Below are 14,582 nucleotides of genomic sequence, written 5' to 3'. Positions count from 1 at the left end.
TACCATACCTTATGGGATGTGTTCTCATAACTAAGATTTAAAAATTTCCGAACGATTCATTGTCCACCACTCCTTCTCTACGAAGGGAGGCATCTTATAGCCTACTATCCTTCTCCCATTAAAGTGTATACTTCCAACTTATATTATATTTCATCCAATAATGCCCAGCAACCTGAAATATCTTGCTGGTGCCGAGGAATCTATTTTATTTATGTATATTTATTGTATTAATTTCTCTCCTTAATTTAAAGGCAGAAAAGTTTCATCCCATTAAAAATTTATCTAAGAAGCAAAACTTGTAAATATATGATCATCAAAAAAGAAAAACAAGCTGACTCCGGTAAGATAGAAGAATTAGCTTGTTTTTCTTTTTTATGCTTTTTTTAAACGAATCAACAATAGACTTTTGTTTTAAAATCGTCGAATTACTAGAAATAACATATTTCTTCTCGATTCTAATGGTTTATAACTACTAGTGGCATTGTAGGTATTCAAGTCTGAGCTTTGTAAAAATTTTTTTCATTTCTATATATACTTCTTGTTGATTACTTGCTTTTTGAAATGACTGAGCATTACCATTATCAAGCTTCATATTATCAGTTTGTTTTTCAATTTGTCCTACTGCGTAATTTTCTAGCGATTCTAATTGATCATAAAACTCCTGACTGTATTTCAACATTCTCTGTCACCTCCTTTAACAAAAAAATTCTCAGTTATCGACGGTAATTGAAATGACTGATAATGTCGTATGCCCTTTGATCTAATGATTTGCTGTCTGCCTGTACTCAATGATACATATTTTCATTTTTCAACAAAAAATAATTAGAACTTTAACCAATCCTTGTATTGGATTTGGTCGCTTTTCAAAGTCATATGCGTAGCCAAGCTTATATGTGGACTTTGTAAAATATAGGATTGATGCGTATTTAATCTTATAACGCTTTTTTAGAGCAAACTTCCTAATAATATCATCTATTGACACAGCAAAATTGTGGCAATACAATGAAAATATATCAAAGTTTGAATAGAAACACAATGTCACCCTTTTTCTCCTACTATAAAGAAACTTTATAATAATTGAAATGTTAAACGGTTCATCAATTCAAATTTAGGCATGAAATTGAATTGTACCCAGTTTGAAAACTGTAGTGGAACGATAAATCAAATTAATGTAAGCGTTTGAACAAGCATTCTGCTATTTAGCTACATTTTACATATATTTTTTTTAACAATTATTAGGTTACTACTGAAATCTCTATACTCAAAGTTTAGGGTTATCCATAATATAAATATCGAAGCATAAGAGGAGACAATACATATGCAAACCATAAAACTCCCAATTAATCCAACGCCTCCTATCATTGTTTATCAATATAGGGCCTTTCCTCTCTCAATTACATCAAATTATTCCGAAACGCTAACATGGTTTTACAGCAACTTTATTCATTTAAAATGCAATCTAAATTTCATTAAAAATAAGGATGATTTTGATATTGACTTTATAGCAGGGAATATTTATGGAGGTATTCCTTGGCTAGACTATCTCGAAACTCAACATAAAACTGAAGATGAGCATGATTCATGCATGGATATTTTATCAAAAATCAATGAAGGATATTACTACTACTCTTTTGTAGATGAATATTATATTCCAAATAGACAGGCGTATAAGAAGTTTCATAATACACATGACTTACTTATATATGGTTATGATTTATCAAACAATCTTTTTAATGTAATTGGCTTCAATGAAAGAATGCAGTATGTAGAATCTTACGTTAGCTTTGACGATTTAGCTAAAGCTTTGAAGTTTTCTGAAGCTAACTATTCTAGCTATATTAAGATAAGAGAGAATATCAACTATAGCTTTGATAAATATAATGTAATAGATAAGTTAGAAGACTATCTGTTTTCTAATAATTGTGCAGGGAATCTTTCGAAGTATGATTTTGATAATCGAACAGAACATATGAGAGATTTAAACCATAATTTATCTAGCGAAAATTGGGGTTTTGGGGTCGACGTATATACTCAACTTAATTTATTTTTCGAGGCACTCATTGCCAAGGAAGTCAATGTAGATATTCGTCCATTACAATGTTTGTGGGAACATAAAAAGTGCATGTTTAATCGAATAAATTTCTTTTTTCAAAATCATATGATTTATGATTCAGAAATAATAAATTCATATCAAAAGGTTGTATCACAAGCTGAGGTTGTCCGCTCATTGATGTTGAAGTATATGTTGACTAATGATATCTCTATTATAACTAAAATGAAATCTATCATTAATGAGCTTTGCATCAATGAAATTAGCATATTAAATACAGTTGTCAAGCAACTACATAATAATTAGGAGCGTGAGATTATGCATATAACAAATGTAAAAAAATTAGAAATTGATATTACCCATGTGTGTACACTTCAATGCTTTAACTGTGATAGAGGTTTATCTCTAATGCCAGGGGGCAAAGAGACAAATGTAAGTTTAGAACAAATAAATAAATTAATTAAACAGACGGTTGATAATAATCATCATTGGGAACAGATAAGGATAATGGGGGGAGAGGCAACGGTTCACCCTGAATTTAATAAAATTATTCAAACTTTATATGACTATAAACAAAAATATAATAGATCCCTTAGATTAATTGTTGCTACCAATGGACATACTGAATTTACAAAGAATAAGTTAAACTGGCTGGAGCTTAACTATCCAAGTATTATTGTCGAAAATACAGCTAAGGTAAACAACTATCAAAAAGGATTTGACTTAATTCATTATGCTGCCAGTGACTTTAACGATGATCCTAATTATCAGTATAAAGGTTGTTGGACAACTGAGGCATGTGGGGTCGGATTAAATGCCTCTGGTTTTTATTGTTGTGCAGTTGGAGGGGCTATAGATAAATTTTTCAAATATGACATTGGGATTAAAGATTTGACAGAGGTAACTGTTGAGAATATGACTAAGATGTTCGAACCTTTATGCTCTAAATGCGGGCGACACGAACATATTCAAGTTGATAACAATAATATCGAAGTAGTTGTTTCTAAAACTTGGAAGGAATGTTTAGATAACTTTGACGCGGATAAAAAACTGGCAAGATATTAATAGAGATATATTTGTGAATATATCATATAACGTTTAACTACTAATTAGGTTGTTTTTCTGTCGTCTGGAATAAAATAGTCCTGCTCTGGTCATCCCCGTCCATTTAAACGTTAAATTGAATAGTGAACTTTTCCTGAAATTCAAATTGGACGGGGAGATCTCAGAGCTTATGCTCTTAGATTATTCCAATTCTACTCACTTCTCTCTGTAGGCAAAATTCTTCTTTCATGTCTAGTCTGTACGTGAAAGTTCATGACTGTATTCAACCAAACTAAAGTTCATTCCTCATGTAAACTTAAAAATGAAATTAAAAACTTGTTCCTTTCCCGTAAAAGCACCGTACACAGTGTATCTCAAAATCCCACTCATTTCGACTACGTACTCATTTGATAACCTCTAGCCTTTTGCTTTCAGACCTTCCGATTCTAATATGCCAAACTTTCTACCTATCGCTAACAAGCTTCCTCGTTTTTTGATTTCATTGTACGGATTATAATTTCCATTTCACTTTACTGGCATGACAAAAATCCCCTCTGGTTATAAGTGTTGAGTTCATTGTAACATGACCTCTTTCCTTCACTCTTTACCCTGAGGGGACCTTACCATGTTCTTTATTTAGCAACAGTCTGCAGAATAAGCAATCGTTTCGTAAGCAGTTATCACTAAAGGCCTGGGAATACACTATCCCAGCTTTTTCATGTTGTCCTCTGACGTCTAAAGTCCGCTAAATCCATAACAGAGATTCTAGTTCCAGCCTTTTAATCAGATTCCTACAAAAATCATCCCGAGGCTGGAACTAGAATTCTGTGGCCTCCAAATGGAAGTTTACCATACTTGGGTTTTACATAGTAATTCATTCATATGAAATCATTCAACATTCGTGACTGAATTAATTTTAGTAGAGCAACAAACCTTATTATTCAAAATGAATAGTTTCGAATAATTCGATCTCATCCTCTTCTTCTTCATGTTGAAAGACTTCCAATTTTAGTTCTCTTATACAAACGTAAGAATCAGTTGCAGTAGCTTTGATAAGTTCACAAAATCCTTGTAGCAATCGTTTTACCGTCCCATCATCAAATAAATCACGGCTATACTCTAAAGATAAATGTAGACCTTGTTGGGTTTCGACAACAACCATTGTCAAATCCATTTTCGTTGTTGAGTTATCTTGTTCAACGGTTCGGAGCTCAATATCTCCTAAATGAACTTTCGATTGCTCCATATTCTGCAGCACCAGCATTGTGTCAAACAAGGGGTTGCGACTCTGATCCCGTCGGATGTTCAGCTTCTCTACCAATTCTTCAAACGGATAGTCCTGATGCTCAAATGCCTTCAATGTCTGCTGCTTCACTTCATGCACGAAGTCCGTAAACCGCTTATCCCCGGATGGAGCGTTGCGCAGTGCCAGCGTGTTCACAAACATTCCAATCATTGGCTCTGTATCACTATGTGTCCGTCCCGATACCGGTGTGCCGACCACAATATCGGTCTGTCTCGTGTACTTATGCAGCCACACGTTATATGCGGCCAGTAATACCATGTACAGTGTTGCTCCGGTTTCGGTGACGATCTGCTTCAGTCCCTCCATTACGTCTGCATGAATCTCTGCATGAACCCGTCCGCCTTCACTGCTTGGTTTCGTCGGACGCATCCGGTCGGTCGGCAACTCCAGCACTGGTGCTTCCTCTGCATAGACTGACAGCCAGTATGCCTCATGTGCTTTCATCTGCTCTATCCCGAGCGTTCCCTGTTGCCACACCGCGTAGTCCTTGTACTGGATCCGTAGGGGTGCCAGTTCCTCTCCAGCATATGCAGCCATAAAGTCCGATACCAGAATACTCATCGACACGCCATCCGACACAATATGATGTATGTCCCACATAAGCCAGTATCGGTCTTCTGCTAATCGCAGCAGCTGAGTCCGCAGCAGAGGTCCCTTATCCAGCGCAAATGGTCGCACAAAATTATGGAGGAGTTCTTGGGCCTGCGCTTCATCGGTATCTCGGCATCCCCATTCCAACGACACGTCTTCGTATACCTGTTGTCTCGGTTCACCATTGATCCATATGAACGAAGTGCGTAGCGATTCGTGGCGAGCGATGACCGAACGAATCGAATGTTCCAGCCGATTCGCATCGACCTGCCCGCTCATTTCCACGACACCCGGCATGTTGTACCGAGTGCTCTCCGGGTCCATCTCATGCAGCACATACAACCGCCGCTGCGCTGACGAGAGCGGGTACGATGCCTGCAATGCCGCTGACTCAATCCGGCCGTAGGAGCTTTCGTCCGCACGGCGTACATATTCCGCCAGCGCCTTCACTGTTGGTTGTGCGAACAGCTCTCGGAGCGGCAGCTCCACTGCCAGCTGCTGATGGATGCGTGACACCAGCATCATCGCTTTCAACGAATGACCACCACGTTCGAAGAACGAGTCACCAATGCTGATTTCATTTACCCCCAGCACTGCTGCGAATAGATCCACTAGTTGCGTCTCTAACGCATCCCGCGGTGTTTCATAGACATGGGCCTTTGCTTCCCGGTCAGGCACTGAAAGTGCTTTGTGATCGACTTTGCCGTTGGTGTTGAGTGGAATATGATCCAACTCAACAAAATAGGAAGGGATCATATAGTCTGGCAGTTGTTCCGCTAAGTGCGCCCTCAGTTCCGCAACCGGGACTGTTTCGTCGCTCACAAGATATGCGCACAAGTATGCTTGTCCTGGCTCATCCTCACGTGCCATCACGACCGCTTCGCGGATATACGTTTGTGCGAGGAGCTGCGTTTCGACCTCCCCGCACTCAATACGGTAGCCGCGGATCTTTACTTGCTGGTCAATCCGTCCCAAGTATTCCAGGTTTCCATCTGACAACCATCTCGCCAAATCTCCGGTCCTGTACATTTTTTTCCCCGGCTCGAACGGGTTGTCTACGAATTTCTCCGCCGTCAGCTTCGGCTGGTTGAGGTACCCACGCGCCAAACCTTCACCTGCGATGCACAACTCGCCCGCGACGCCAATCGGCTGTAACATGTCTTGGCTATCCAGAATATATACCCGTATATTAAACAGCGGTTTCCCTATCGGGACGGTTCTCAACCCTTCTGCTGCCTTTTCGGCTGGCCACATCGTGGCGCATATTGTAATCTCCGTCGGCCCATATGCATTGATTAGATTAACGTAAGGGCTCCATTTGCGGACCACCTCCTGCGGACACGTGGACCCCGCCGGGATGACCGTTCTCAGTGAACGAACTTGCTCCGGGTCCATCTGCATTAAGTACGCAGGCGGCAGAGTGATTACTGTAATACCATTTTCTCGGATGTATTCTTCGAATCGACCGATGTGATGGATTACTTCAGTTGAAACTGTATGGAGCTGTGCACCATTACACAGGCTCATCACCATTTCCCATACAGATACATCAAACGAGAGTGAAGCAAATTGGAGAACCCGATCATCCTTTGTAACCTGTAGATTAAGTTTAAAGACAGATGTCAAGCTTGCCACACCTCGGTGCTCGATCATAACTCCTTTCGGCCGCCCCGTAGAGCCCGAAGTGTAGATGACATATGCCAGATGCTCTGGCCCGCTGATCGCTTTTAAGTCACCGTCGTCTAAGTTGTTTTGCTCATTCTGTATTTCAAAGGTCGTATCTGCTCCGGTTCTTGTTATAGTCGTCAGTCCAAGCTTGACACCTGCAAATGCAGTTTCAGCGAGCAACTTCTCATGGCCTACTAGCCACTGGCTACCACTGTCCTCCAACATGTAGTGAATGCGTTCAACTGGCAGTGCTGGGTCAATGGGCAGATATGCTCCTCCAGCCTTCAAGATACCGAAGATTCCAACGATCATCTCCACCGAACGTTCCGCTATAATCGCCACGATCCGATCCGGTCCTACACCTTGTTCGCGCAGCGTCCACGCCAGCTGATTTGCCCGCGCATTCAGCTCCGCATAGGTCAGCTGCTGATCTCCATACACCACCGCTACCGCATCTGGCGTCCGCTCCACCTGCGCTTCAAACAACCCGTGAATCGTTGCTTCCCGCGGATATTCCGCCGCTGTGTCGTTGAATCCGTGCAGCAATTGCTGTTTCTCCTCTGGCGTAACCAGCGCTATCGATCCCACCGGCCGCTCTGCATTCGCCAGCATGTCCTGTGCAATCTCTCGGATATGCCCCTCCATTCGACGGATGAACGCTCCCTCGTATACCTTGGCGTTATACCGGAATTCAATCGATAACGCTTCGCCCGGCACTAACACCACCGTAAGGTCATAGTTCGTCTGCTCGTATGCTTCAACGTCACGGATCCCAAACGTAGCTTCATCCCTCTCACCTGCTTGGCCCATCACCTCGGCGATCGGATAGTTTTCGAATACCAAAATGTGGTCGATCAGCCCTTGCTTCAGTGGGCTCAGCCCTTGAATCTCATACAGCGGGTAATGGCTGTGCGCTTCTGAAACCAGCGCCGCATCCTGCACCTGCTGTAGCAGCGTCAGTACACTCTGCCCCGGCGTACTACGGATTCGAACCGGCGTCGTATTGATAAACAGGCCAATCATCCGCTCGATCCCTGGCACTTCTGCGGGTCTCCCTGATACGACGGCCCCAAATACCACATCTTCGCTCTGGTTATACTTTTGTAATAGCACTCCCCAGATGGTCTGCATCACCGTGTTCACCGTCACCTGCGCCTCGCGTGCCAACTGTTCCAGCCCCCGAGTCAGCTCCTGATCCAGACGGAAGGCATGGTTCTTGATTCCCCCATGTTCAGTTTTCCCCGACGCTCGGGGCACACTCGCCTGTTGCTCATAGGTCGCCAAGTACTGGCTCCAGTACTGCCGCGCCGCGTCCCGGTCCTGCTGGCTGAGCCATTGCACATAGCGGCTAAATGGCTCTACGGGCCCTAGCTCGATCGGCTGGTTCGTTTGTAACCCCCGATAAATCGCCATCAGCTCCTGCGTCAGAATACTCATGCACCAGCCGTCCATGAGGATGTGATGGAAGCTCCAGATGACATGCTGTCCTCCATCTTCCCCGAGCACAAGTGTGACACGCATTAGTGCATCCTGGCTCAGCTCAAAGCCACGTTGTCGATCTGCCTGCTTCATCGACTCCAGATCCGCTACCTGATTCCTCACCTGCAGATCCACTTGTCGTTCCTGTAGCACTACCTGTACCGGTCGTCTCACCTGCTCACTTGTGAACGCCGTACGCAGCATCTCATGCCTTTCCGTTAAACGCTCCAAGCTGGTCTTGAACACGGCAACATCCAGCCTACCTTCCACCCGGAACGTAAACTGCTCGAAATACGTCGTCGCGTCTGGATCGAGCTGGGCATGAAACAACATGCCTTCCTGCATCGGCGTCAGCGGGTAAATATCTTGCACCTTGTAAGCGTAGGTTTGCTGCAAATCGCTCGCTTCCTTCGGTTCCACATCTACTAAACGGAAGTCACTCGTGGTCTTTTCGCTGTGCGTCTGCTGGGTACAGTGGGCGATCAATTGGCGAAGCTGCGCTGTATATCGCGCCATCCAGTCTTCCACCAGTTCTCTCCGGTACGTATCCGCCGCATATTCGCACGTAAACACCAGCTCCCCGCCGATCACCATCCCGTTCATGCTCAGCTTGTACGCCTTCGGGTGGGTTGGATCAATGCTGCTGCCTGTCCCGTACGCTGACGATTCAAATGCATCCGTGATCACATCCCCATCGAACTGGCCCAAGTAGTTGAAACAGATCTCCGGACGAAGATTGAACTTCAGCTCCCCTTTGTTTTCCACTGCCGTCAGGTATTTCAGTACGCCATACCCGAGCCCTTTATTCGGCACACTGCGCAGCCCTTCTTTCACTGTCTTGATACAGTCAGACAACGCCTCGCACGCCCCCAGGTCCAGCAAGGTCGGCACCATCGTCGTAAACCAGCCGACCGTACGGCTGACATCCACCCCTGCTCCGATCTCTTCCCGGCCATGCCCTTCCAGGTCCACCATAAACCGCTCTTCGCCAGTCCATTCCTGCAGCGCCAGGCCCATCCCTGTGAGCAAAATGTCATTGATTTCCGTATTGTACGCTCGTCCCACCTGGTTCAAGAGCTGCGACGTTTCGTCTCGTGACAGCCGGAGGGTCACCTCTCCAGCGGCTTCGCCCGTCCCCAGCTCATCCACGGGCAGTGCCGCAAAGGACGTCTGCTCCATTTGCCTCCAATAATCGATCTCATCCAGCTGGGCCTCACTGTCCGCATAGCGCGCCAGTGCCGCCGACCACGTCTGGAACGCGTCTGTCTTCTCCGGCAAGCGAATCTCCTCGCCTCGTTCTATCTGCTCATACCCGGTCTGTATATCTTCGAACAGAATCCGCCACGATACCCCGTCCACCACCAGATGGTGGATCACGATCAGCAGATGATCCCCCTCTCGGGTTTTCATCAGCCCCAGGCGCATCAATGGCCCCTGCTCCAGATGTAATTCCCGCTGTAAGCGGTCGGCTTCCGCCGGGATGCGTGTATCCAAAGTTGTTTCGCTGCGCAAGTCAATCACGTCCAGACCAAAACTTGCCTCGGTCAGCCCGTGATTCCACTGCACGATGCCCTGAACTTCTTCCCGGTACCTCATCCGCAGTGCATCATGATGTGTGACGATCCGTTCAAACACACGCCGCAGGATGCCTTCATCGAATCCGGCCCGACGATGCAACATAACCGCCTGGTTATAATGATGTGGCAGCTGCACCGTACCCTCCAACAGTCTCTGCTGGATCGGCGTTAATCCCACTTCGCCTTCAACTGGCCCCTGATTAATCTGGTGGGCCAGCGGCTGCACATGCGAGCTTAGTTCCAGAATCGTCGGATACCGGAAGAGATCCCGGATTGCCAGGTGCAACTGGTGACCTCGCAGCCGCGCGGCGATCTGGACGGCTTTGATCGAATCCCCGCCGAGTTCAAAGAAGTTGTCTTGTATCCCGACTTGTTCGATTCGAAGCACGTCCTGCCATATCGTGACCAGTCCCGCCTCTGTCTTGCTCCGCGGCGACATGTATTGCCTTACCGCCTGCACTCGACCTTGCGGCGCCGGCAGCGCTTTGCGATCTACCTTGCCGTTGTTGCTGAGTGGAATGTTCTCCAGCTCCACAAAATACGACGGGATCATGTAATCAAGCAACTGTGCCGCCAGATGATCTCGCAGTTCCGCAACCGGAACCACTTCATCGCTCACAAGGTATGCGCACAAGTACGTCTGGCCTTGCTCATCCTCGCGGGCCACCACGACCGCTTCGCGGATATGTACATGGGTCAAAAGCTGCACCTCGATCTCCCCGCACTCGATCCGGTAGCCGCGGATCTTCACCTGATGATCGATCCGGCCCAAGTACTCCAGATTGCCGTCCGGCAACCATCTCGCTAAATCGCCTGTCCGATACATTTTCGTCCCCGGCTCAAACGGGTTGTCGACGAATTTCTCCGCCGTCAGCTCCGGCTGGTTCAGGTACCCCCGAGCGAGACCCTCCCCTGCGATACATAGTTCCCCCGCGACACCCATCGGCTGCAGCTGACGATGATCATTCACAATGTACAGCTGCGTATTCGCAATCGGCTTACCGATCGGCACAACCCCTTCCGCAAAGGTCGAAGCACTATCATAATACGTGACATCCACCGTGGCCTCGGTCGGCCCGTACAGGTTGTGAAGTGTTGCTTCGCTTCCCTCCATGAGCTTATAAAAACCGGTCACCTGCTGCGGCTTCAACGCTTCCCCACTGGCAAAGACACGGCGCAAGCTACCGAGCTGCTCTCGGTTAAACGCATCTCCAGCCTGCTCCAGGAAGACGCTCAGCATCGACGGGACAAAATGCATCACCGTAACCCCGTGACGTTCAATCGTTTCGGCCAGTATCACGGGATCTTTCTCGCCTTGTGGCGGAAGTAGGCACACCCGGGCCCCGGTCATGCCCCACCAAAACAGCTCCCACACCGAGACATCAAATGTGATCGGCGTCTTTTGCAAAATGACACCCTGTTCTCCGATAGGGTAGCGATGCTGCATCCACTGCAGCCGGTTGATGACGGAACGATGCTCAATCATAACCCCTTTCGGGTTCCCGGTGGTCCCCGAGGTATAGATCACGTACGCCAAACTGTCAGAATCCTGCTCTAACGGCGGGTTACTTTCCGATTGTGTTTGTCCCTGAGGTGCCAATTCGACGACAGCCCCTTCAAATCCGCATGGATCTTGGCCCGGATCTAGCAGCAGTACTGCCGTACCACTGTCTCTGAGCATATACCCGATGCGTTCCGCAGGCAGCGATGGATCAATCGGCAGGTACGCCCCACCGGCTTTCAGGATGCCATAGAGCCCGACCATCAGCTCCAGCGAGCGTTCCGCCATAATCGCCACGATACACTCTGCTCCCACACCGTGCTCGCGTAGCGTCCATGCCAGCTGATTCGCCCGCGTGTTCAGTTCCGCATAGGTTAGCTGCTGATCCCCGTATACCACCGCCACCGCATCCGGCGTCTTCTCCACCTGGGCTTCAAACAACCCATGAATGGTTGCTTCCCGCGGATATTTTGCCGCCGTGTCGTTAAATGCATGCAGCTGTTGCTTCTCTTCTAACGTGACCAGCTCATACGAGCCAATGCTTGCTTCCGGCTGCGCTATCATTTGGGACACCAGCTGCACGAAGTGCCTCAGGTACCGTTCCACCGTCTCCTCGTTGAACAGCGCGCGGCTGTATTCCAGCGTCAGCTGAAGTCCTGGCTCACGCTCCACCACATTCAGTGTGAAATCAAACTTCGTAGTCGGGTGGTTCAGTTCCACTGGACGAACCTCAGCATTCGCTAACTCCAAGTGCGTCTCTTCCATATTCTGCAGCACCAGCATCGTGTCAAACAGCGGATTGCGGCTCAGATCGCGTCGCACGTTCAGCTGCTCCACTAGTTCCTCGAACGGATAGTCCTGATGCTCAAACGCGGCCAGCGTCCACTCTTTCACTTCGCGTACGAAGTCCATAAACGGTTTGTCCCCCGATGGAGCGTTACGCAGTGCCAGCGTGTTGACAAACATCCCAATCATCGGCTCCGTATCGCCATGGGTCCGTCCGGACACCGGTGTGCCCACCACGATATCGGTCTGCCCGGTATACTTGTGCAACCACACGTTATATGCCGCCAGCAGCACCATGTACAGCGTTGCTCCAGTATCAGTTGCAATCTGTTTCAGCGCTTCTACGGTCTTAGCATTCACTTCTGTGTTGACTTGTCCGCCTTCACTGCTTGGAACCGATGGTCGCGTCCGGTCAGTCGGCAGTTCCAGCACCGGCACTTCCTCCGCATAGGCCGTTAGCCAGTACGCTTCATGCGCTTGCATCCGCTCCACCTCAAGCGTACTCTGCTGCCACACGGCATAGTCCTTATACTGAATCCGCAGCGGTGTCAGTTCCTCTCCGGTATATGCCGTCATGAAATCCGACACCAACAGGGTCATCGACACCCCGTCTGACACAATATGGTGCATGTCCCACACCAGCCAGTAGCGGTCTTCCGCCAGGCGCAGCAGTGCAGCTCGGAGTAACGGCGCCTGTTCCAGCGCGAATGGTCGCACGAACTGCTCACTGAACTCCCGTGCTTCTGCTTCGTCTACTTCCCGGTAGATCCACTCCAACGGCACGTCTTCATGCACCTGTTGTCTGGGTTCACCGTCTACCCAGATAAACGACGTGCGTAGGGACTCGTGACGTTGGATGATCGACCGAATCGCTTGTGCCAGCCGATCTTCGTCGATCTTTCCTGTAAGTTCTATCACGCCCGGCATGTTGTAGCGCGTGCTTTCCGGCTCCATCTCGTGTAGTACGTATAATCGCCGCTGCGCTGACGACAGCGGGTACGATGCCTGCGCTGCCGCGGGTTCGATCCGACCGTAGTCGCTTTCTTCCATGCTGCGCACATAGTCAGCCAATGCCTTCACTGTTGGTCGCGCAAACAACTCCCGCAGGGGCAGATCTACCGCCAGCTGCTGATGCACGCGCGATACCAAGGTCACTGCTTTCAGCGAGTGTCCCCCGCGCTCGAAGAATGAATCGCCGATACCGACCTCGTTGACCCCCAGCACCTCTGCAAATAGCTCCGCTAAGTGCGTCTCCAACGCATCCCGCGGTACTTCATAGGCTGCAGTGTACGCCTCCCCATCCGGTATCGGTAGCGCCTTGCGGTCCACCTTGCCGTTGCTGTTGAGTGGGATGTTCTCCAATTCCACAAAGTGCGATGGGATCATGTAATCTGGCAGCTGTGCTGCTAAATGTTCCCGCAGTGCTGCGACGGGAACCACTTCATCGGTCACGACATACGCGCACAAGTACGCATGGTCTTGCTCATCCTTACGGGCCACCACCAGGGCTTCGCGGATTTGCCGATGTGCCAGAAGTTGCGCTTCGACCTCCCCGCACTCGATCCGGTAGCCTCGGATCTTCACTTGATGGTCCATCCGGCCCAAGTACGCTATGTTCCCATCCGGCAGCCATCTTGCTAAATCGCCCGTCCGGTACATCCGCGTTCCCGACTCAAACGGGTTGTCGACGAATTTCTCCGCTGTCAGCTTCGGCTGGTTCAGGTACCCTCGCGCCAGACCGTCCCCCGAGATGCACAGTTCACCTGCGACACCCATCGGCTGCAGTTGGCCCTGATCATCCACAATGTACAGTTGTGTATTAGCAATCGGCCCTCCGATAGTCACGCTCTGTTCAGTCGTCACTTCCCGCACTGCGGACCAAATCGTCGTCTCCGTCGGACCATACATATTGAACAGTGCCGCCTTGGATTTATTTTGAAAATCTGCTAGCAAATCGTCGGGCCATGCCTCTCCGCCGACCAGTACTTCCGTCACGCCTTCCAGCCATGCTTCGCAGCCCGCCGACAACAGCATCTTCAGGCGCGATGGCGTCATCTGCACCATGTCGATACCCTGGCGCTCAATTAGCCTCGCCAGCTGCTGCGGATTCTTCTGCTGTTCTTCGCTCGTTATCACGACTCGCATGCCTTGCGTAAACGCCAGCAGCGTCTCTACCACTGAGATGTCGAACGACAGCGTCGTCGCAGATAAAATTGACTTCGCGGGAGTAAAGGGAATCAATTGTCCCATCCCTGCAATAAAATTAACAACTGAACGATGCTCAATCATGACCCCTTTTGGGTTCCCCGTGGTCCCCGAAGTATAGATCACATACGCCAAATGTCCCGAATCCAGATTTAGCGGCGGATTGACCTCCAATGGTACTTCTTCTCCAAGGCTCAACTCGATAACCGTACCTTCAAATCCGCATGGATCCAAGTCAGTTTGAACGAGCAGCTCAGCCGCACCGCTGTCCTCGAGTATATACCGAATGCGTTCTGCTGGTAGTGATGGGTCAATCGGCAGGTACGCCCCCCCGGCTTTCAAGATGCCATAGAGCCCGACCATCAGCTCCAGTGA

Annotated in this window: 3 protein-coding genes and 1 pseudogene (1 of these 4 cut by a window edge); 2 read left to right on the top strand and 2 right to left on the bottom strand. The window is 48.5% G+C overall.

The features are described 5' to 3' along the window. Positions 1–472: 472 nt before the first annotated feature. Positions 473–679, bottom strand: a complete 207-nt coding sequence (locus tag QNO02_RS03340; protein WP_289391082.1) for a hypothetical protein — start codon at positions 677–679, stop codon at positions 473–475. Positions 680–1,318: 639 nt separating this feature from the next. Here QNO02_RS03340 and QNO02_RS03335 point away from each other — a divergent pair. Continuing rightward, positions 1,319–2,356, top strand: coding sequence for a cysteine peptidase family C39 domain-containing protein (locus tag QNO02_RS03335; RefSeq protein WP_289391081.1), 1,038 nt, complete (start codon positions 1,319–1,321; stop codon positions 2,354–2,356). 12 nt (positions 2,357–2,368) lie between these two features. After that, complete coding sequence (locus QNO02_RS03330; RefSeq protein ID WP_289391080.1) at positions 2,369–3,115, top strand: radical SAM protein; 747 nt, start codon at positions 2,369–2,371, stop codon at positions 3,113–3,115. 916 nt (positions 3,116–4,031) lie between these two features. Here QNO02_RS03330 and QNO02_RS03320 read toward each other — a convergent pair. Then, positions 4,032–14,582 (bottom strand): annotated as a pseudogene (locus QNO02_RS03320) (non-ribosomal peptide synthase/polyketide synthase) (it continues 40,023 nt past the right edge of the window).

The organism is Paenibacillus sp. PK1-4R (assembly GCF_030369595.1).
Lineage (GTDB): Bacteria > Bacillota > Bacilli > Paenibacillales > Paenibacillaceae > Paenibacillus.
The sequence above is the reverse complement of the archived record's forward strand: the minus strand, read 5'-3'. Positions and strand labels throughout refer to the sequence as shown.